Source organism: Amycolatopsis halotolerans (assembly GCF_042647905.1).
In the GTDB taxonomy this organism is placed as follows: Bacteria; Actinomycetota; Actinomycetes; order Mycobacteriales; family Pseudonocardiaceae; genus Amycolatopsis; species Amycolatopsis halotolerans.
The window spans coordinates 89,388-108,062 of sequence record NZ_JBHRWI010000024.1 but is presented as its reverse complement, the minus strand read 5'-3'; the positions used below and the strand labels follow the sequence as shown (position 1 = coordinate 108,062).

The 18,675-nt window shown below is 69.2% G+C and carries 20 protein-coding genes; 8 read left to right on the top strand and 12 right to left on the bottom strand.

The genetic code is table 11. The features are described from left to right. Positions 1 to 6 precede the first annotated feature (6 nt). The 4 genes from ACFORO_RS20820 to ACFORO_RS20805 are packed head-to-tail and all read right to left on the bottom strand — an operon-like array spanning position 7 to position 2,726. Positions 7 to 780 (bottom strand): SDR family NAD(P)-dependent oxidoreductase, encoded by a 774-nt coding sequence (locus tag ACFORO_RS20820; protein ID WP_377871463.1) that lies wholly within the window; start codon positions 778 to 780, stop codon positions 7 to 9. A gap of 45 nt (positions 781 to 825) precedes the next feature. Next, positions 826 to 1,575: a class I SAM-dependent methyltransferase gene (locus tag ACFORO_RS20815; RefSeq protein WP_377871462.1), complete on the bottom strand. Its 750-nt coding sequence runs from the start codon at positions 1,573 to 1,575 to the stop codon at positions 826 to 828. Positions 1,576 to 1,595: 20 nt separating this feature from the next. Next, complete coding sequence (locus tag ACFORO_RS20810; protein ID WP_354750623.1) at positions 1,596 to 1,928, bottom strand: VOC family protein; 333 nt, start codon at positions 1,926 to 1,928, stop codon at positions 1,596 to 1,598. A gap of 24 nt (positions 1,929 to 1,952) precedes the next feature. Further along, complete coding sequence (locus ACFORO_RS20805) at positions 1,953 to 2,726, bottom strand: oxidoreductase (RefSeq protein WP_377871461.1); 774 nt, start codon at positions 2,724 to 2,726, stop codon at positions 1,953 to 1,955. Positions 2,727 to 2,807: 81 nt separating this feature from the next. On the opposite strand from ACFORO_RS20805, the gene ACFORO_RS20800 reads away from it, so the two are divergent. Beyond that, positions 2,808 to 3,386, top strand: coding sequence for a TetR/AcrR family transcriptional regulator (locus ACFORO_RS20800; protein WP_377871460.1), 579 nt, complete (start codon positions 2,808 to 2,810; stop codon positions 3,384 to 3,386). Positions 3,387 to 3,608: 222 nt separating this feature from the next. On the opposite strand, the gene ACFORO_RS20795 is transcribed toward ACFORO_RS20800, so the two are convergent. Beyond that, positions 3,609 to 4,169 (bottom strand): GlcG/HbpS family heme-binding protein, encoded by a 561-nt coding sequence (locus tag ACFORO_RS20795; RefSeq protein ID WP_377871459.1) that lies wholly within the window; start codon positions 4,167 to 4,169, stop codon positions 3,609 to 3,611. Positions 4,170 to 4,351: 182 nt separating this feature from the next. Between ACFORO_RS20795 and ACFORO_RS20790 the strand changes: the two genes are divergently transcribed. Both ACFORO_RS20790 and ACFORO_RS20785 read left to right on the top strand, forming a co-directional pair. Then, positions 4,352 to 5,470, top strand: coding sequence for a sensor histidine kinase (locus ACFORO_RS20790; protein ID WP_354750627.1), 1,119 nt, complete (start codon positions 4,352 to 4,354; stop codon positions 5,468 to 5,470). Beyond that, positions 5,463 to 6,098: a response regulator transcription factor gene (locus ACFORO_RS20785; protein ID WP_354750628.1), complete on the top strand. Its 636-nt coding sequence runs from the start codon at positions 5,463 to 5,465 to the stop codon at positions 6,096 to 6,098. The genes ACFORO_RS20790 and ACFORO_RS20785 overlap by 8 nt, the downstream gene beginning before the upstream one ends. Here ACFORO_RS20785 and ACFORO_RS20780 read toward each other — a convergent pair. The 5 genes from ACFORO_RS20780 to ACFORO_RS20760 form a co-directional block, all read right to left on the bottom strand. Beyond that, complete coding sequence (locus tag ACFORO_RS20780; protein WP_377871458.1) at positions 6,093 to 7,451, bottom strand: serine hydrolase domain-containing protein; 1,359 nt, start codon at positions 7,449 to 7,451, stop codon at positions 6,093 to 6,095. The two genes, ACFORO_RS20785 and ACFORO_RS20780, sit on opposite strands and share 6 nt — an antisense overlap. Positions 7,452 to 7,527: 76 nt before the next feature. After that, on the bottom strand, positions 7,528 to 8,001 hold the full coding sequence (locus ACFORO_RS20775; RefSeq protein ID WP_377871457.1) for a GbsR/MarR family transcriptional regulator: 474 nt from the start codon (positions 7,999 to 8,001) through the stop codon (positions 7,528 to 7,530). A 48-nt stretch (positions 8,002 to 8,049) separates the two neighbouring features. After that, positions 8,050 to 8,937, bottom strand: coding sequence for an SAM-dependent methyltransferase (locus tag ACFORO_RS20770; protein ID WP_377871455.1), 888 nt, complete (start codon positions 8,935 to 8,937; stop codon positions 8,050 to 8,052). A gap of 30 nt (positions 8,938 to 8,967) precedes the next feature. Then, a complete protein-coding gene (locus tag ACFORO_RS20765) occupies positions 8,968 to 9,870 on the bottom strand; it encodes a Scr1 family TA system antitoxin-like transcriptional regulator (RefSeq protein ID WP_377871453.1) in 903 nt (300 codons plus the stop codon). Between the two features lie 150 nt (positions 9,871 to 10,020). Further along, positions 10,021 to 10,251 (bottom strand): DUF397 domain-containing protein, encoded by a 231-nt coding sequence (locus ACFORO_RS20760; RefSeq protein WP_354750633.1) that lies wholly within the window; start codon positions 10,249 to 10,251, stop codon positions 10,021 to 10,023. A 949-nt stretch (positions 10,252 to 11,200) separates the two neighbouring features. Between ACFORO_RS20760 and ACFORO_RS20755 the strand changes: the two genes are divergently transcribed. From ACFORO_RS20755 to ACFORO_RS20745, 3 genes are all read left to right on the top strand, one after another. Next, on the top strand, positions 11,201 to 11,596 hold the full coding sequence (locus tag ACFORO_RS20755) for a hypothetical protein (RefSeq protein WP_377871451.1): 396 nt from the start codon (positions 11,201 to 11,203) through the stop codon (positions 11,594 to 11,596). Positions 11,597 to 11,771: 175 nt separating this feature from the next. Next, positions 11,772 to 12,803: an adenosine deaminase gene (gene add / locus ACFORO_RS20750; protein ID WP_377871450.1), complete on the top strand. Its 1,032-nt coding sequence runs from the start codon at positions 11,772 to 11,774 to the stop codon at positions 12,801 to 12,803. 111 nt (positions 12,804 to 12,914) lie between these two features. After that, positions 12,915 to 14,489, top strand: coding sequence for a hypothetical protein (locus ACFORO_RS20745; protein WP_377871449.1), 1,575 nt, complete (start codon positions 12,915 to 12,917; stop codon positions 14,487 to 14,489). On the opposite strand, the gene ACFORO_RS20740 is transcribed toward ACFORO_RS20745, so the two are convergent. Continuing rightward, positions 14,416 to 15,327, bottom strand: a complete 912-nt coding sequence (locus tag ACFORO_RS20740) for a helix-turn-helix domain-containing protein (RefSeq protein WP_377871448.1) — start codon at positions 15,325 to 15,327, stop codon at positions 14,416 to 14,418. The two genes, ACFORO_RS20745 and ACFORO_RS20740, sit on opposite strands and share 74 nt — an antisense overlap. Before the next feature lie 102 nt (positions 15,328 to 15,429). Here ACFORO_RS20740 and ACFORO_RS20735 point away from each other — a divergent pair, with 102 nt between their 5' ends. Together ACFORO_RS20735 and ACFORO_RS20730 are read left to right on the top strand one after the other, a co-directional pair. Beyond that, positions 15,430 to 16,335, top strand: coding sequence for an MBL fold metallo-hydrolase (locus ACFORO_RS20735; protein WP_377871447.1), 906 nt, complete (start codon positions 15,430 to 15,432; stop codon positions 16,333 to 16,335). A 14-nt stretch (positions 16,336 to 16,349) separates the two neighbouring features. After that, a complete protein-coding gene (locus tag ACFORO_RS20730) occupies positions 16,350 to 17,666 on the top strand; it encodes a carboxylesterase/lipase family protein (protein WP_377871446.1) in 1,317 nt (438 codons plus the stop codon). Positions 17,667 to 17,828: 162 nt separating this feature from the next. Here the strand turns inward: ACFORO_RS20730 and ACFORO_RS20725 are convergent, their stop codons facing one another. Next, entirely contained in the window at positions 17,829 to 18,599 is a 771-nt protein-coding gene (locus tag ACFORO_RS20725; RefSeq protein ID WP_377871445.1) for an AraC family transcriptional regulator, read from the bottom strand. Positions 18,600 to 18,675 lie beyond the last annotated feature (76 nt).

The window sequence follows — 18,675 nt, the reverse complement described above, 5'->3', positions numbered from 1 at the left end:
TCGGCGTCAGACGGTTTTCGTCATTCCGCCGTCGATCACCAGATCCGCGCCGCTCATGTTCGCCACCTTTCCGGAGGCCAGGAACACCACCAGCGCCGCGATCTCGTCCGGGTCGGCGAACTCGCCGGTCGACAACCCGACCATGCCCGGCAATCGGTCCTTGAATTCCTCCAGTTCGGCACCCGCGCGCCGGGCGAGCTGGTCCCCGGGGCCGCCGGGCGCGGTCCACAGGTCGGTCCACACCGGGCCGGGCGAAATCGTGTTCACTCGCAGGCCCCGGCCGCCGAACTCCTCCGCCAGTGCTTTGCCCAGATTCGTCACCGCCGCCTTCACCGCGGACTGCGCGACCAGCCGCGGCTGTGGCACCTTCGCGTTCACCGAACTGATGTTGACCACCGCGCCCCGCCGGTCGAGCAGACTCGGCAGTGCGGCTCGCGTCGCGCGGACGTTCGACAGGAACGTGACGTTGAACGTGTGCAGCCATGCCTCGTCGTCGAGTTCGAGGAACCCGCCGGGTGGGTTCGACGTTCCCGCGACGTTGTTCACCAGCAGGTCAATGCCGCCATGCTGGTCGAGCGCGTGCCGAACGACCCGCGCCGGTTCGTCCGGGCTGCTCAGATCGGCCACGATCGCGTCCGGGGTCAGGTCTTTCACTGCGTCGGTGACGGTACGGCTCGCCGCGACCACCGTGTATCCGTCGTCAACCAGTGCCCGGACGATCGCCAGCCCGATTCCCCGTCCGGCTCCGGTCACCACGGCGACACGCTTGGATTCAGTCATGAAGAGGGCCCCCATATCCAGAATTTCCTTGCTGTGACGGATGTTTCAGCGACGCCGAGCGCGCAGTGCACAAGTCGACATCGGCAGCGTGAATGTCCCTGACTCCGTCTCCGGCCGCTCCGCGAGGAAAGCCCGGATCCGGTCAAGCGCCGCGGACCGCTCAGGTTCCGGCAGCATCAGCATCCCGGCCCGAGTGGATAGAGTCGCGACCAAAGTGTCAGCGGTACGAAGCTGACCGTGCGGGAACTCGGCGCGTTCCGGCGACTCGAACCTGGTCGGCGAATCGGCTTCCGGAAGACGCGCGGTCGCGGAACGCCAGCCTGACGGGGTGTCGCGCGGCCCGATCGCCGCGCTGCCGCTGACCCGCGCCAGCTCGGCGACCCAGCCCACCTGGTCGTCCACGACGTTCCACAACCCGGCCAAAATCCCGCCGGGCGAAAGAACCCGGGCGATCTCCGGTCCGGCGACGGCCATGTCGAACCAATGCATCGCGTTGCCGGAAAGCACGGCGTCGACGGACCCGTCCGGCAGCGGGATCGCTTCGGCACTGCCTCGCTCGGCGCGGACGTCCGGCAGCGCGCGACGGAGTTCGCCGAGCATCGCCGGGTCCGGCTCGACCGCGATCACGTCGGCGCCCAGCGCGGCGGTGAGTTTCCCGGTGCCCGCACCGAGGTCGAGCACCCGAGGCCCGGGCGCCGCGTCGAGCGCCCATCGCACCGCAGCCTCCGCGTAGTCCGGGCGATGCTCGGCATACGCCGACGCCGCCGCGCCGAACGACAAGGCAGCTTGAGTCATCCATCGAGCCTATCGGAGCTTCAAGCCTGCCGAAGGCAGAATGGATGCCCCGCCGGACTCGCGTACACGTGACCGGAAAGCCGCCGCGCTCCCGCCTCCAGCGCCCGCTTCTCCGCGGCGGCAAGATCATCCGCGGTCACGTCCAGGTGCATCTGCTGCGACGCTCCGTCCGGCCATTCCGGCGGCGTCTGCCCGGCGGCGTGCTGAATCACCAGCACCGGAAACCCTTCAGTCCGCAGGAAGTGGTGAGTTTCTGACGTAGCAACCGAACCGCCGAGCAGTCGATGCCAGAACGCGCTCTCCTCCTCAAGCGACGCCGCGTCGATGATCACCGCACCAAGTTTCAAGTCCATCGGATACTCCTTCCGTCGCTGCGGTCAGACTGCCGGGATGATTCCGCCGTCGACCCGGAATTCCGCTCCGGTCAACCATTTCGCCCGGCTCGACGCGAGAAACGCGATCATCTCCGCCACGTCCGACGGGTCGCCGGGCCGCCCCATCGGCACGTCCAGCCGGTCCACGATCTGCTGCTGAATCTCGTCCACCCCAACGCCTTCCTGCGACGCGATCTGCTGAAGATGCGCGGCCGCGCCCTCCGTGACCACAAACCCCGGCAACACGCACACGACCCGCACGCCCTGCGCGCTGACCTCCGTCGCCAGCGAACGGCTGTACACATTGAGCGCGGCCTTCGCCGCCGCATAGGGAGCTTCGCCACGCTGCGGCAGGTGGCTCGCGATCGACGACACGTGCACGACCACGCCGGACCCGCGTTCGACCATCCCCGGCACCAGCACACGATCGAGACGAACCGCGCTGAGCAGGTTCATCTCCAGGTCGGCGAGCCAGGATTCGTCGGTCCGCTTGAGCGTCGGCGAGGGATCGGTCGCGGCTCCCGCGTTGTTGACCAGCACGTCAATCCCGCCGACGCTCTCGATCACCCGACGGCCGAGCTCCGCCGCGCCAGCTTCCGTCGAGAGGTCTGCGGGGAGGAACGTCGCGGGCAGATCGTCCGGCGGTGCACTGCGCGAAGCCGTCAGCACTGTCGCGCCCGCGGCGGCGAAGCGGCGGACCGTCGCGGCGCCTAGCCCTCGGCTGCCGCCGGTCACCAGCACGCGGAGGCCCGCGAGACCTTCGTCCGGAACTGTCATGGCATCGCTCCCGCGTTAAGGTGAGTCTGACTCCGGAAACGGTACACTAAGCTGAGCCGGACTCACTTTATGGAGGTGCCGGTGCCGTCCACCCGTCCGTTGCGCGCCGATGCGCGACGCAACCGTGATGCGCTCCTGGCTGCCGCGCGGGAAGCGTTCCTCGCCGGAGAGTCCGACGCGCATGTCGACGAGATCGCCAAGCGAGCCGGGCTCGCGGTCGGCACGCTCTACCGGCATTTCGAGACGCGCGAAGCCCTCGTGGAAGAGGTCTACCGGCAGGAAGTCGACCAGTTGTGCGCTCTGCCGGCTCAACTGCTTGAGCAGCACGCGCCAGACGAGGCGTTGAGATATTTCCTGCTGCGGTTGGTGGACCACGCGGCCGTCGGCAAGGGGATGGCGGTCGCGCTGGAGAGCATCATGGCGACGGATTCGCCGGTGTTCGAGGACGCTCGGGCGCAGATGGCCGGTGCGCTCGACGAGTTGCTCCAAGCCGGTGCCGCGGCCGGGACGCTCCGCGCTGACATCGGCGGACGCACTGTGCTGCGCGCGCTCGGCGGGATTTGCGGGATGCGCATCGCCGAGGGGTGGAAGGACGAGGCGGTCCGGATCACCGAGATCCTCCTGGACGGACTGCGGTACGGGGCTGTGCGGACCTCGTGAGCGGACGGGCGGGTCGGCTGCTGGTTGTTGACGGGGCCGACCGGTTTCTGTCTGGGGGCGGGTTCGGCCAGCCTTGGTGCTGGCCCGAAGCCCGGGCTCAGGGCGACCGGCACCGGAGGGTTCCGCCAAAAAGGCCCGCCCGGCCAGCGGGCCTCGCCGTCAGCGACGAGGCCCGCCGAACCGGAACCGGACCACCGGCCGAATCCCCGCGGGGGGGGGGTCTTACTTGCCGAGCGCGTCCACCCCGGCCTGCGCGAAGCTCTCGTCCTGCGCGCCGGACGGCGCACCGGCCACGCCGACCGCCGCGATCGGGGCGTTGTTCGCGTCCACCGGGACCGCCCCAGCGAGGAACAGGGTGCCCTTGATGTCCTTCAGGGTCGGGGCCTGCTGCAGCCGTCCGGCCAGCTCGGAGGTCTTGGCGTTCCACGAAACCGCGGTGAACGCCTTCTCCTCGGCCGACGAGTACGACTGCGGCCCGGCGCCGTCGCCGCGCAGGGTGACGACGGTGTTGCCGTCGCGGTCGACCACCGCGACCGACACGTGCTGGCCCGCCTTCTCGGCGGCGTTGAGAGCGGCCTGCGCGGCCTTCTGCGCGGCGGCGATCGACAGGTGTGTGGTCTGGACCAGACCCTTCGGCGCGGCCTGAGCGGGAGCGGCGGCGGGGGCGGCGGACGCGGCCGGGGTGGCGGCGTTGGCGGCCAGCGCGCCGGTGGTGGCGGCTCCGATCACGGCGAGGCCGCCGACGACGGTGGCGATGCGGGTCTTGGCGGTGAAGTTCTTCATCGGGTGCTCCTTGGCTTGTCCGGTTTGATGCGTTCATCGTGCGTCCGGGACCGCCTTCACCGGATCGGAGTCTCGGCTCGCCTCGCGGCGCGGAACGGCCGACACTCAGGTCGTCCGATCGGCTGATGCCGGCCGGGTTCGCACAGGTCAGGCTCCACAGAGGACCCGAAACGGAGGTGGCGATGACTGACCGGGACGCGCGGTGGCTGGCCGCGACCATGCACACGGCGTTCTTCCTGCTGCTGGTCGCGTCGATCGTGCGCTTCCTCGACCACCACCACGGCGAACCGGCCGCGCCGTGGGTGATCGCGCTGACCGGCTGCCTGGCCGCGGTCTACGCGGTCGGACTGGTGCTGCGGGTGACCGGTCCGGAGCAGGTGACCGTGCCGTATCTGGCGTGGCTGACCGTCGTGACCGTGCTGTGGGTCGTGCTCGTGCTGCTCGCGCCGAGCTTCGCGTGGTGCGCGGTCCCGCTGTTCGTCACCGGTCTCCGGACGCTGCCCACCGGACCCGCATTAGTGCTGGTGACGCTGGTGACCGCGTTGGTGGTGCTCTCCCAGAACCGGCTCGCGAGCGGCTTCGACCCGAACCTGACCATCGTGCCGGTCGCTGTCGCCGCCGTGACCGCCGCGGTGATCACGTACCTGCGGCGGCAGGCGGTGCGGCTGCGGGAAACCGAGCGGCGCGCGGGAATGCTGGACGAACGGCAACGGCTGTCTCGGGAAATCCACGACGCACTCGCGCAAGGTTTGTCCAGCCAAGCGATGCTGCTGCAAGCGGCCGACCGCGCCTGGGCTGATCCGGACTTGGCGCGCGAGCATTTGCATGCGGCACAACAGATCGGCACGCGAAACCTGGCCGAAGCCCGTGGTCTCGTGCAAGACCTGGCCCCCGCCGATCTCGACGGGCACTCGGTCGAGGAAGCGCTGCGAAACGTCGCCGAACGCGAACCGCGGCCGGTGCGCGTCCAGGTCGACGGACCCGCGCGACCGCTGCCGAGCCGGGTGCAGTCCACGTTGGTCCGGATCGCGCAGGGCGCGCTGGCCAACGCGCGCGAACACGCGGACGCGTCGGGAGTGGCGCTCACCCTCACCTACCTGGACGATGAGGTCGTGCTGGACATCACCGACGACGGCCGGGGTTTCGACCCGGCCGCCCCGAGCGCCGAGGGCCGCGGCCACGGCCTGCCCGCCATGCGCGCGCGGGCGACGCAGCTCGGCGGCCGGTTGACCGTCGAATCCGCGCCCGGGCAGGGCACCGCCGTCTCGGCCGCGATTCCGTTGGGACCCAGCCATGTCTGACGAGCAGTCCATCCGCGTCGTGCTCTGCGACGACCACGCCATGGTCCGGGCCGGACTGCGCGCGCTGCTGGCCGGTGCGGGCGGGATCGAGGTCGTCGGCGAGGCGGCGACGGGGCAGGAGGCGCTCAACCTCGCCGCCGCGTTGCGGCCGGATGTGGTGTTGATGGATTTGCAGCTGGGCGACGGAATGGACGGCGTGGAAGCGATCCGGCGGCTCCGCTCGGCTCCGACGCCGCCGCGAGTGCTGGTGCTGACCACGTACGACACCGACGCCGACATCACGCGCTCGATTGAGGCCGGTGCCACGGGATATCTGCTGAAGGCCGAGTCCGCCGACGAGCTGTACGCGGCGATCCGGTCGGCCGCGGCGGGACGGACGGCGTTGTCGCCGCCGGTGGCCGACCGGATGATGGCCCAGCTGCGCGCGCCGCGGCCGACGCTCACCGACCGCGAGCGGGACATTCTCGAACAGCTCGCGCAGGGGTTGGGGAACCGGGAGATCGCGCGGCGGCTGTTCATCAGCGAGGCGACGGTGAAAACGCATCTGGGGCGGATTTACGAGAAACTCGGCGTGGACACCCGGGCCGGGGCGGTCGCGGTGGCCAAGGAACAGCGGTTGCTGTCATGAGGTTTTCGGCGTAGCCCGCATTCCAATGTAGACACACGGGCTCCCGTCGGCGAGCTTCGAGAAGACCACCGGCACCGGGTTCGCGCCGAAGTTTTCCCCGCACGCGGCGAACACCGTCTCGGTCACGGGCACCAGTTCCGCTTCCAGCGGCGGCGACAGGTCCTTCATCCCGTCCACGAACTCGTACCGGATCCGCGCTGTGCCGTCGTCAGCGCGGCTGATCGTGGTGATCACGCCTTCCCGCACGTAAGTCCCGGCCAGCGGCGTGATGTCCACCGCGGGCGGGTTGCCGGGCGGCGCGAACGGCGCTGGCATCTCGACGTCGGCCAGCTCGCGCAGCAGGTCGCTGAACAGCTCGTGGTACAGCCCGTCGAAGTCGCCGCCGTTGGTCAGCAGCACGACCGCCACTCCGGCGTGCGGCACCACCCGCAGGAACGAGTGCTGTGCGACGGAACTGCCGTCATGCCCGAACCCGGCGACACCGTTCCAGTCGTAGAGCGTCCAGCCGAGGCCCCAGCCGTCGGCGGAAACGGTCCACTTGTCCGGGCTGTCGACCACCCGGCGTTGCATCAGCGCGACCGCGTCGCTGGACAGCACGCGCGTGCCGTCGGCCGCGACCCCGCCGTCCAGATGCATCTTCGCGAAGCGCGCGACGTCGCCGGCGGAGATGATGACGCGGCCGTACGGTCCGGCTGAGCGCGGCATCAAGTCCCAGGCAGGTGTGGGTTCCTCGCCGAGGTGGCTCATCGCCACGCGGAAGCGCAAAGCCTCCTCGGGCAGCGTCATCGAGTGCTCCAGCCCGAGCGGGGCGAACAGCAGGTCTTTCACCGCCTGGTCCCACGTCTTGCCGGTCACGACCTCGACGACCCGGCCCAGCACGGCGTACCCGACGCTGCTGTAGGACAGCGCGGTGCCGGGCGGGCAGTCCAGCCCCACCCCGGCGGCGGCCTCGACGTAGCGGGCGAGGCAGTCGTCGCCGCGACCGGAGTCGTAGGTGAAGTCGCAGGTCAGGCCGCCGGTGTGGCTCAGCAGCTGCCGGACGGTGATCTGCTCGGTGGCGACCGGGTCCGGCGTCGCGAATTCCGGCAGCAGCTTGACGATCGGGGTGTCGAGGTCGAGCGCGCCCGCGTCGACCAGGTTCAGCACGACGGTCGCTGTGTAGGTCTTCGCGAGCGAACCGGACAGGAACACCGAGTCGGTGGTGACCTCGACGCCGGTTCCTCGGTGCAGGACCCCGCTCGCGAGTTCGTGCACCTCTCCGTCGGCCAGCACGGCCAGCGAGGCGCCCGGAACGCCGTGGGCGGCGCGCAGGGTGTCGAGCCGCTGCTGCCAGTGGGCGTGGTTGAAGGACATCAGTTCTCCCCAGTGAGGTATTTCGGGCAGGGCGAAATCGCCTGACGGGTTCGCCAGGCGCGTGGTGAAGCCGGATTTACTTGCGGTGCAAGGCTTCGCGCCGAGCCCGCCATTCGACGGCGAGCTCGGGCATCCGCTCGGCGAGGAACTTCGTGAACTCCGCGAGTTCTTCCAGCCGGGCCCGTCGTTCAGCGGGCTGGCCGGTCATCGCGTCCAGCCCGCGCTGGGCCAGCGCGCCGAGCGAGGCGTGCTCGGACTGGTTGTCGAGCAGGTGCAGCCACACGTCCGGCGCGAGCCGCACGCGGTCGACCCGTTCCCCGGCCGTGCGCGTGCGCTGGATCCAGGACCACTCTTCGAGTTCGCTGATCGCGCTGGTGACTGCACTGCGGCTGGCCCGCAGCGCGCTCGCGAGCTCGGCGATCGTCTGCTGCTGCGGATCGCAGAGCAGCAGCCAGCCGATCACGCGCCCGGTCATCGGCGTCATGCCGTACTGCCGCGCGAAGTGGCGGCCGGCGTCGTCGGCGAACGCGAGTTCCCAGTCCTCGTCCATGCATCTCAAGTTAGCGTAATGACTGAGATAACGCAAATCTCCGTCATTTCAGATGTGTCGCTCCTTGTGTGCCACCCCGGCGAGCAGCAGCGATTCGCTGGCCGCGCCGAGGAGGAGGGGCTGCTCGTGCGGGCCGGCCTCCTCCGGATGCCACAGCGGGGTCCAGGTGACGCCGGGTTCGAGCAGGGCGAAGTCCCCGAACAGGCCGGTGATCTCGGCCCGGCCGCGGTAGACGAGATCGGCGCCCGCCTCGGCGTACCGCTCCTTGGCGTCGGCGAGGAGTTGCTCGCAGTGCGGCGGGACGCCCTCGTCGGTGACGTGGGACAGCGCCAGATACGACCCGGGAACGAGGAGGTCGCGGTAGGCGGCGACGACGCTGGACCCGAGGTCTTCGCCGCCGCCGCTGCCCGGTGCGGGCGGCAGCCCGAAATGCAGGACGGAGATGAGCAGCAGCGCGATCGGCTGGTCGAGGTCGACGACGCCCGATCCGGCGAGCAGGGACCACAGCCGCGGCGGGTCGCGCAGGTCGGCGTGAAGGGCGACGTGCCGGGCGGGGTCGCCCTGTTCGCGCAGCAGGCTGGTGGAATGCGCGACGGCGACCGGTTCGCAGTCGACGTACGCGACATTCACCTTTCCGGGCGCGATCTGCTCGGCGATTTCATGCGCGTGCCCCATCGTGGGAACGCCGGAACCGAGGTCGACGATTTGCCGTATTCCCGCGCGCACCAGATGCCGGACCGCCCGGTGCAGAAACCGGCGGTTGGCCTGCGCGATCGGGCGCACGGTCGGATAATCGCGCAGCATGCGTTCGGCGAACTGCCGGTCGATTTCCCAGTTGGCGGTCCCGCCGAGGTAATAGTCGTAGACGCGGGCCACGCTCGGGCGGCTGAGGTCGATCCCCGGCGGCGGAAAGGACTCGTGTTCCAGGCCAGTCACCAGTTTCTCCTCGTGGTCGACGGCGCGGGATCAGCGTAGCCGGTCTCCGGGCCGCCGGACAGCGGGCGTACGGGTGCTGATCAGATCCGCTTCGGCTTCTTCGAGAAGAATTGCCGATTCCTCCGCCGAGAGGGCGACACTCGAAAGGGATTCCCATGATTGCAGATCGGTGTCGTAGGTTTCGGACTCGTTCATGAAAGTCTGGACGCCATTCGACGTTTCGGCGAAAGACCGGTCGAGCTTGTTGTTGGCGAACTGCAAAATCGTGAAATCGGGTCCGACGTGCAGCGGGCCTTTGTCGAACGGCACGAACCGGATCGTCGCCCCGGGATGATTGCGGGCCAGGCCGAGCAGGTGCCGGACCTGGCCGAGCGCGACGTACGGATTGTCCGTGTGCGCCCGCGTCAGCCGGTGGACCGCGCTTTCGCTGAGAATGAACTTGTACGTCCGGTCCGGGTAGTCGTCGAGGAGTTTGGCCCGCAGCTTGCGTTCGTGCACCGCGTCGGTCACGTCGGTGCGGCCGTAGGCCTGGAACTGCTCCATCATGTAGTCCTCGGTCTGGAGCATTCCGCTGATGCGCTCGCCGGTCCACTTCAGGACGATCGCGGCCTCCTGCTCGGCCTCGAACACCGGATGGAACCAGGCCGGGCTGGCCGCGAGGCGGCGGGCGTTCCACACCCGGTCGGCGCGGGAGGCCTGGTTGTACTGCCGCATCGTCGCCGCGTCGGCGGGGGCGACCTCGAGGATGTCGATCCATTTGTCGAGCAGGTGCGGGTGGACGCGGGTCCTGGCGCGCTCCATCTTGCTGATGTTCGGCTGCGTGTAGCCGAGGGCGTCGCCGAGTTCGCCCTGGGTCAGCCCGCGTTCCACGCGGGCGGCGACGAGAAGTTTGCCCAGTTCGACAAGCTGGGCCTCGACGGAAAGCCGGCTCACGAGGCGCGAGCCGTCCGATCGGGGGAAGAGGAGATACCGTTGCCGGGCACGAAAGCATAGTAGTCCTATCATTCGTCCCGGCCAAGACGGGCGGGGCCCGTCCGGTCGTCCGGGACGCATTTCGGGCGGGGGGCCCGGGAAGACGATCTTTCAGCGGTCGAACTGCCCCTCGCGCAGCGCGCCGGCGAACGCCTCCCATTCCTGATTGTCGAAGACGAGCGCGGGGGAACGGCCGATCTTGGAATCCCGTACCGCGACAAGATCGGGATCGCTCAGATTCACTTCGACGCAGTCCCCGCCGTTGCCGCCGCACGCCGAAGGCCGCTGCCAGGCGGTGGCGTCGAGCGAAGAACTCACGGTGTCCGGATCGTAAGAACTCATGGTTTCTTCCTTGTCAAGCCGTTGTCTTTTGCTGGCATATTCAACTCAGGATCGAGGATGGAATATGCCGAAGCAAGACGCGGACTTGCATAATGCCGAAATGGGCCGATAGGTTCACCTGTTTGGCGTCGGGACGGTTTTCTCGCGGTGATCGAGGGGTGCGCGCTCTGTCCTGTTCCTGGCCGGGATTTGTCCGGTGCGGCAGCGTTATTGGCTGATCGGCAGCATTCCGGCGAGCCGGGTCCGGGGCCGCTGGAAGTCGTGGTGGCAAGGCATGTAAGAATATTCTGGCTCGACCCCGAAGGCATGCATATTCCAGTCGGCAGATGCCTTTGAGCGAGCGACGAACGGAAGACTTCGTGTCGGGTTGGCTGAATGCCAATGTTGCCCAGCGGCCCGGTTTTCGCGAGAAAATCACTGGTCAGAGCTCTCGGTGGCGTCCGGCTGCTCCACTGTGGCGGTTCTTCTTGATCCTTTCTCGTCAATCGATGCTATCACTCTTGTGAGTGATGAAAAGCGGTTCCCGATGCGCTACTAATCGCCGCTGACATCCGGGTTCCCGGACGGTTTTGTCCCGTGCCGATGCACGCGCGCGCTGGGCGCGACGCGGACGTTTATCCAAGGGAGTGCAGGTAGGCCCCTGATTGGACGCGTGCGAACCGGAGTTCGGCCCGGTAGTTCGTTTTCACCGAAGTTCGCGGAACTGCTGGGCCGAACCGGTGGACCGATATTGCGCACGGTAGTTCGTCGTGTCTCTTTACCGTTAATCGACAGCTGGGCGCCGCTCGGCGAGACGACCGTCAGTGGCTATCGAGGTCTGTGTGCGCTCGCGGCCAAGATGGAACTAGTCGAACCAGGTCGCGCGCCCGGGGAGATAGGTGTGGCCCCCTGCGGGAACAGGGGGCCACGGGATGTCTGAAACTCGCTGCTACGCAAAGGACCAGACGAAATGACTCTACCGCTGGGGAACACCGGCCCGCTAGACGACCGCGCCGGCCGGGTGGAACGCGTCGAATTCGGCGCGGCCGTCGCACCGGCCCGCGGCGGGCGGCGGATCGCCACCCGCGACGAGATGCTGGCCGCCGCGACGAAAGTCTTCGCCCGCCGAGGTCCGGGACGGCATCGCAAGCCGGTCGCGCGGGGCCGGTGGGTGTGCGCGGCGTCCGGGGCGCTGGCGTGGGTGACGCCCGGGTTGTGGGCTTGCCTGCGACTGGTCTTCGCCGCGAGCGTGATCAGCGCGGTGGTGCTGCTGATCAGTCCGGTGGTCGGGGTCGCGGTCGCCGGGCTGGTGCTGATCTGCTGCGCGGTGCTGTTCAACCAGGCCCGGCCGAGCCATCGCCGGTAACGGCTTGCTTTTCGTGTTTTTCCGTGTCGCGCAGCCGATCTCCGCTACAGTGGAGGCCGTGCCGGAGTTTCAGCTGCCGCTCTACGGAGCCGACCGCGACCGTGGCGACCTCGCTCCCTGAGTCGTCCCGTCTTTCTTCCTCCGTCACCTCTTTTACTCTTCAGGGAGCCTCCTCATGCTTGACCCGCGCGCGTTCATTCATGCCCTGCCCAAGGTCGAACTGCACGTCCACCTCGTCGGATCCGCCGGCGTCGACACGGTTCTCACGCTGGCGCGCCGGCATCCGGAAGCCGGGGTGCCCGCGGATCGTGCGGCGCTGGAACGGTTTTTCGTGTTCCGCGACTTCGACCACTTCCTCAAGGTCTACTGGGCGGTGCAGTCGATGCTGAAGGACCGCAACGACATCCGCACGCTCGTGACCGGTCTGGCGGCCGAACTCGCCCGCCAGAACGTCCGCTACGCCGAAGTGACTGTCACGCCGTACAACCACCTTCTCGACGGCCTGCCCGGCGACGAACTGCTCACCGGACTCGTCGAAGGCCGCGCCGTCGCGAAGGCCGAGCACGGCGTCGAATTGGCTTGGTGCTTCGACATTCCCGGCGAGAAGGGCGTCCGAGCCGGACGGGAGACCGCGGTGTTCGCGCTGCGGGAACGCCCGGACGGACTGGTCAGCTTCGGCCTCGGCGGCCCGGAAATCGGCGTCGGCCGGGCACAATTCGAGCCGTTCTTCACCGCCGCGCGCGAGGCGGGCCTGCACAGCGTGCCGCACGCCGGCGAAACGAGCGGCCCGGCGACGATCTGGTCAGCCGTCCACGACCTCGGCGCGGAACGAATCGGCCACGGCACGAGCTGCGCGACGGACCCGGCGCTGCTGGCGTACCTAGCCGAACACCGCGTCCCGCTCGAGGTGTGCCCGACGTCGAACGTCCGGACCCGCCAGGTGCCCTCGATCGCGGCGCATCCGGTCCGGCGCATGCTCGACCACGGGCTCGTCGTCACGCTCAACACCGACGATCCGCCGATGTTCGGCGCGACTCTGGAAGGCGAGTACCTGGAGGTCGCGACGACACTCGGCCTGCGGGCGGCTGAGGTGGCCGCGTTGGCGAGGAATGCGGTGGAGGCTTCGTTCCTGGGGGAGGCGGCTAAGGCGGAGCTGCTGGCGGAGATCGACTTGGTGACGCTGGAAGCTCACGCGGAGACGAGCTAGCGAGTCGCCCGGAGAATCCGGCCGCTCACCACGACCTGCGCAGCGTGCACGAAGCGCGAGAAAGTTCACCCGGTAAGGTGGCGACCGTTGTCCACAGCCAGGGAGCAGGGTATGACGGCTGTCCACGCCGACATCGATTCGACAGTGCCGGAAGAGGACCGCCGAAAGCGGGCCCTGCCGGTAGTGCTCGCGTCGCTCGGGCTCCTCGTCGTGTTCCTGGTCGGCGCGTGGGCGGCCTGGTTCTTCACCATCGACGACGCGTTCATCAGCTTCCGCTACTCCGCGAACCTCGCGGACGGGCACGGTCCGGTGTGGAACCTGCGGGGCCAGCCGGTCGAGGGCTTCACGAACTTCGCCTGGGTCGTGTGGGGTGCGCTGGGCTCGGTGCTCGGCGTCGCGCTGCCGTTGTTCACGAAGCTGACCTCGCTGGTGCTCGGGCTCGCCACGCTGGCCATGCTCCTGCGCGAGGGCCACCGCCGGGCCGGGATGCTGGGCCTGCTCGTCGGGGCCGGCGCGTACGTCGTGTTCCTCCCGACCTACTTCCACATCACCGGCGGTCTCGAAACCGCCGCGTTCGCCGCGGTGCTGCTGCGGGTCGTCGTACTCGGGCTCCGAGTGCTCGACGGGACGCGGGTGCGCGCCTGGGAACCGCCCGCTCTGCTGGTGCTGCTCGGCATGATCCGGCCGGAGGGCGCGCTGGCCGCGCTGCCGGTCGTGCTGTGGTGGCTGGTGCGGCAGCGCGGCCGGGCGCAGTGGCTGTGGACGGCGGCCGCGGCGCTGGCCGGCGCGGGGTATTTCGGCTGGCGCTGGCAGTTCTACGGTCAGCTGCTGCCCAACACCTTCTACGTGAAGTTCGGCAACCTCTCGCTCGGCTGGATCTGGACGAAGCACACCACGCTGGTCCTCCTGCCATTGCTGCTGCTGACCCTCTCGCTGCTGTTCCGCCGGGCAACGCGCGCGGCTGGCGTGCTGCTGGTCGTGACTGTCGGTGTCACGTACGTGACGTATGCGGTCTCCGGCCCGACGATGGACTACCTGGACCGCTTCGCTGACCACGCGGTCGCGGTGCTGTGCCTTGGCGCCGCGCTGGCCGTCGGGACGTTGGGCAGCCGCGTGGTCGGCTCGGTGCTGGGTGCGGTCGCCGTCGGCTGGTCCGCGTGGGCGGGCGCGACGGCGCCGGATCTCGGCGCGATCACCAACTACGGACCGGACCTGCAGCGCGCGCACATCGCGATCGGCAAGGGCCTCGCCAAGGCGGAGGTCCCGGCCGCGAACCGCACCCTCGCGGTGACGGACGCGGGTGCCATCCCGTACTTCAGCGGCTGGGAGTCGATCGACTACATCGGCCTCAACGACCGCGCGATCGCCCACGGGGCCGACCCGACCGACGTGGTCGCGAACGCCCGCCCGACGGTCGTCGTGGTGACCTCGGCGATCCCGGAGCCGACCGAGGGCCGGTACGGCTTCGACCTGGCGCGCGGCACTGCCGGGTATGTGCGGGTCAATTCCGTGCAGCTGCGCGAGGGTTACTGGCAGGTGGTGTACGCGCTGTCGCAGTACGCGGGGACCGTGGGCTCGCACGTCCAGGACGCGGTCACGCAGGCCGCGCCGGCTAATGATCCTGGGCAGCCGCAGGATACGGTCGAACGCTGGCTGAACCGGTTGCGGCGGCAGCTGCCGTTCTGACCGGCTCCGGGGCGCTGACCTGCCGAAGCAAAGTCAGTGCCTCCTCCGAAGCCGACCCCGCCGGAGTGGTGCACACGATCAGCACCTGCTCCGGCGACCGGGCCACCGACAGCGTCTGCTGCGTCACCCGCACGCTGCCTACCACCGGATGCCGCAGTTCGTACGAGTCGGCGTCGCACGGGCCGACCCGGTGATCTCGCCACAGGGAGACGAACTCCGGGCTCTTCATCGTCAGCTCGCCGATCAATTCGGCCAGCAGCGGGTCGTCGGGGTGCTTTCCGACGGTGCTGCGCAGGTTGCCGACCACTGCGCGGGCCTTGCGTTTCCAGTCCACATACAGCTCGCGGCAGTGCGGGTCCAGGAACAGCATCCGGCTCAGGTTGGGGCGTTGGGCCAGGTCCAGGTGCCCGGCCAGCAGGGCGTGGCCGAGGGGGTTCCAGGCCAGCACGTCGGTGCGGCGGCCCAGCACCAGCGCGGGAACGCTGTCGACCGCGCGGAGGAGGTCGCGCGTTTCGTCGGCCAGCTTCTCCGGGCGCGGACGGCGCGGTTGGGGCGTGCGGCGCGCTGCGTCGGCGAGGCGGTCGAGGTGGGCGCGTTCGTGGGTGTCCAATTGCAGGGCTCGCGCAATCGCGTCGAGCACCTCGGCTGACGCGCCTCGGGAGAGTCCCTGCTCCAGCCGCGTGTAGTACGAGACGCTGACGCCGGCCAGGTGCGCCAGCTCTTCCCGGCGCAGGCCAGCGACTCGGCGGCGCGGTCCGACGTCCGCCAGGCCGACGTCGGAGGGGCGCAGCCGGGCGCGTCGTGCGTGCAGGAAGTCCCCTAGCGGGCCAGCGGTCATGGATTCCACTATCCGCCGCGTGACATAGCGCTGCCACATCCTGCGCGGGGTAGGAAAACGCGGGAGTGGTCCGGGCGCGCCGGCCGGCCCAGGCTCGGTCGCATGGACGAGATCATTCTGGGCGACGTCACGGTCACCCGCGTCAAGGAGTTCTACGGGTCGGTCGAGATGAGCCCGGACCAGTTCTTCCCGGACAGCCCGGCCGGCTCGTGGGACGAGCACCGCGGCTGGCTGGCCCCCGATTTCTGGGACCCGGGGACCGGCGAATGCCAGTCGGCGATCCAGTCCTGGCTGCTGCGCAGCGAGGGCCGCACGATCCTCGTCGACACCGGCGTCGGCAACCACAAGGACCGGCCGTACGCGCCGGTGTGGAGCCGCCTCGACACCGGCTACCTCGAGCACCTCGCCGCCGCTGGTGTCTCGCCGGAGGACGTTGACGTCGTGATCAACACCCACTTGCACATCGATCACGTCGGCTGGAATACCCGCCTCGACGGGCGCGCCTGGGTGCCGACCTTCCCGAACGCGACCTACCTGATGCCGTCGCGGGACTTCGAGTTCTGGGACCCGGCCAACGAAAACGAGACTGTGTTCGGACGGGGGAACCAGAACGTTTTCGAGGACAGCGTCGCTCCGGTGCGGCAGGCGGGTCAGGCCCAGTTGTGGGACGGGACGTACCGGATCGACAAGAATCTGCGGCTCGACCTCGCGCCGGGGCACACCCCCGGTTCGTCCGTCCTGACGCTGGATTCCGGCGGCGACCGGGCGCTGTTCGTCGGCGACCTCGTGCATACCCCGTTGCAGATCGCCGAGCCGGAGACCAATTCCTGTTTCTGCGAGGACCCGGTCGAGGCACGGGCGACTCGGCGCGCGCTGCTCGGCCGGGCGGTCGAGGACAACGCGCTTCTGTTCCCGGCGCATTTCCCCGGTTCGGGGGCGGCGGAGGTCGAGCGGGACGGGTCGAAGTTCGCGATCAAGAAATGGGCCGGGTTGTCCCGGATCTCCTGAAGGAAGTGATTCTTGTGTCTCAGCGGGAAAATCCGGTCGTCGAGACCGGGGCGGGTGCGGTCCGCGGCCACCGCGGCGCGGCGGGCGAGCGCTACCGGGCCATTCCCTACGCCGCCGCTCCGATCGGTCCCGGCCGGTTCGCTCCGCCCGAGCCGCATCCGGGCTGGTCCGGAGTCCGCGACGGAACCCAGCCGTCTCCGACCGCGCCGCAGCCCGTCCGCGACTTCGGCCGTCTCGACATGACCCCGTACTTCGGGCCGGGTTGGGTTCCGGGCGAGGAATATCTGACGGTCGACGTTCGCACGCCAGCCGCGGATTCTGGTCACCGTCCGGTGATGGTTTTCGTGCACGGCGGCGGTTTCGTCACCGGGTCGACTCGCGCCGCACTCTACGACGGCAGCGCCTTCGCCCGCGACGGCATCGTCCTCGTGACGGTTAACTACCGGCTCGGCATCCCAGGTTTCCTTGCCCTGGAGGGATCACCGGACAATCGCGGACTGCTCGACGTCCTCGCCGCGCTCCGGTGGGTGCGCGATTCGATCGCCGCCTTCGGCGGGGATCCGGGGAATGTCACGGTGTTCGGGCAATCCGCGGGTGCGACGCTCACCGGTGCGCTGCTCGCGACCCCGGAGTCCACCGGGTTGTTCCGGCGCGCGATTGTCCAAAGTGGAAACGGCACTGGTGCGTTCACTCCGGAGCAAGCACGACGGGTTGCGTCGGCTGCTGCCGCTGCGTTGGGCGTCGAACCGACAGCGACGGCGTTCGCTGAGATCTCGGACGAGCGGTTCTTGGAGATCCTGCCCGCGTTGGCCGGGCTGGACTTGCGTACCGCCACTGCGCAAGACCCGCTCGCTGGGCTCAGCCCGTTCAGCCTGGTCCTGCCGGTGCAGCCCGCTGACAGTCTGGTCGGCGACGTCGATCTGCTGATCGGCACGAACACCGAGGAGGGACGGCTTTACCTGGTGCCGCAGGGAAAACCGGACGACGCCGCGGATCGGTTGGGCGAGGTGCTGTTCGGATCCGGCACCACTCGCCTGGCAAAGGCGCACGCTGAGATCTCGACCGGCCGCACTTATGTCTATTCGTTCGGATACCGCTCCACAGCTCTGGACGGCCGGCTCGGTGCCGCGCACACCGTCGAGCTGCCGTTCGTCTTCGATCTCGCCGACGAACCCTGGCTGCATGGCGACACCGGCCTGCTCGGTCCGGACGCCGCTCCGGCCGGTCTCGCGGCGGAGGTGCATGCCGCCTGGGTGGCGTTCGCGCGGGAGGGGAAGCCGGGCTGGGCGGCGTACGACCCGAAACGGCCTGAGGCGCACCGCTTCGGCTGAAGGTTACCGCGCTGCTCTCAGCGCCAATTGAGTGCAAGTCGCCCGTGGGCCCCGGACCAGGGAGCGGAAGCCGGGCAGCGGTCCGTGAGGGGAACCCTGAGGGACTCTGATTCCCTCAGGGTTCCCCTCACGTACTTCAAGGCACGGCCCCATGGCGACAAATCAGGCATTTCGTTGGTGCGCGGCCTGATAACTCCCGGGAGTTTGGCCGAGGATCGCGGCGAAGGTCTCGATGAAGCTGGTCGGGTTCGCCCATCCGCAGCGCAGCGCAGTGTCGGTGACCGAACGGCCCTGTCCGAGATGCACCAACGCGTGCTGGATGCGCAGTTGCGACCGCCACTGCGAGAAGCTCATCCCCAGCTCGCCGCGGAACAACCGGCTCAGCGTCCGCTCGCTGGCCCCCACGGTCCGGCCGAGTTCGCCGAGGGTGGCGGACTCGGCCGGGTTCGCGCGCAGGAGGTCGGTGACGGCGCGGAGCCGGTCGTCGGCTGGTTCGGGCAGGTACATCGACTGCTCGGGGAGTTCGGTCAGCTCGTCGACCAGCACCCGGAGCAGCCGGTCGCCGACGTCGGGCGGCAGGGTCGCGCCGCCGGTCAGTTTCAAGACGGCGGCCCGCAGCAGCGCGGACACGGCGAACACTGTCGGCGCGGAGGGGAGCGCGGGACACAGCTCGGCGGGCACCTCGAGGATGCTGAGCTCGGTCTCGCCGTAGGCGCGGTGACCGTGCTCGAAGCGGGGCGGCGTCCACGAAATGCGGTCCGCCGGTGCGACCCACGTGCCCCGCTCGGTGGTCGTGGCCAGCAGCCCGCTCGTCGCGTACAGCAGCTGTCCTCGCGCGTGCTGATGCGCGGCGACCCCTTCTCCGTGGGCCAGCAACCAGCGGCCCTGGATGGGATCGTCGCCCGACCAGCAGAGGTGGCGGCGGTTCGGCATCGGTTCCCAGGATACCGGAAAACGGCCCGCTGGTGATCTTGGCGGGATACCGGTATCCGCTGTCCGGCGGGCGGTG

Excerpts from the sequence above, each read along its gene's own strand:
- ACFORO_RS20755 (WP_377871451.1), top strand. The coding sequence starts at position 11,201 with ATGACTCTACCGCTGGGGAACACCGGCCCGCTAGACGACCGCGCCGGC.
- ACFORO_RS20775 (WP_377871457.1), bottom strand. The coding sequence starts at position 8,001 with ATGGACGAGGACTGGGAACTCGCGTTCGCCGACGACGCCGGCCGCCAC.
- ACFORO_RS20785 (WP_354750628.1), top strand. The coding sequence starts at position 5,463 with ATGTCTGACGAGCAGTCCATCCGCGTCGTGCTCTGCGACGACCACGCC.
- ACFORO_RS20725 (WP_377871445.1), bottom strand. The coding sequence starts at position 18,599 with ATGCCGAACCGCCGCCACCTCTGCTGGTCGGGCGACGATCCCATCCAG.
- ACFORO_RS20815 (WP_377871462.1), bottom strand. The coding sequence starts at position 1,575 with ATGACTCAAGCTGCCTTGTCGTTCGGCGCGGCGGCGTCGGCGTATGCC.
- add (WP_377871450.1), top strand. The coding sequence starts at position 11,772 with ATGCTTGACCCGCGCGCGTTCATTCATGCCCTGCCCAAGGTCGAACTG.
- ACFORO_RS20760 (WP_354750633.1), bottom strand. The coding sequence starts at position 10,251 with ATGAGTTCTTACGATCCGGACACCGTGAGTTCTTCGCTCGACGCCACC.
- ACFORO_RS20795 (WP_377871459.1), bottom strand. The coding sequence starts at position 4,169 with ATGAAGAACTTCACCGCCAAGACCCGCATCGCCACCGTCGTCGGCGGC.
- ACFORO_RS20790 (WP_354750627.1), top strand. The coding sequence starts at position 4,352 with ATGACTGACCGGGACGCGCGGTGGCTGGCCGCGACCATGCACACGGCG.
- ACFORO_RS20745 (WP_377871449.1), top strand. The coding sequence starts at position 12,915 with ATGACGGCTGTCCACGCCGACATCGATTCGACAGTGCCGGAAGAGGAC.
- ACFORO_RS20805 (WP_377871461.1), bottom strand. The coding sequence starts at position 2,726 with ATGACAGTTCCGGACGAAGGTCTCGCGGGCCTCCGCGTGCTGGTGACC.
- ACFORO_RS20820 (WP_377871463.1), bottom strand. The coding sequence starts at position 780 with ATGACTGAATCCAAGCGTGTCGCCGTGGTGACCGGAGCCGGACGGGGA.
- ACFORO_RS20810 (WP_354750623.1), bottom strand. The coding sequence starts at position 1,928 with ATGGACTTGAAACTTGGTGCGGTGATCATCGACGCGGCGTCGCTTGAG.
- ACFORO_RS20740 (WP_377871448.1), bottom strand. The coding sequence starts at position 15,327 with ATGACCGCTGGCCCGCTAGGGGACTTCCTGCACGCACGACGCGCCCGG.
- ACFORO_RS20780 (WP_377871458.1), bottom strand. The coding sequence starts at position 7,451 with ATGTCCTTCAACCACGCCCACTGGCAGCAGCGGCTCGACACCCTGCGC.
- ACFORO_RS20735 (WP_377871447.1), top strand. The coding sequence starts at position 15,430 with ATGGACGAGATCATTCTGGGCGACGTCACGGTCACCCGCGTCAAGGAG.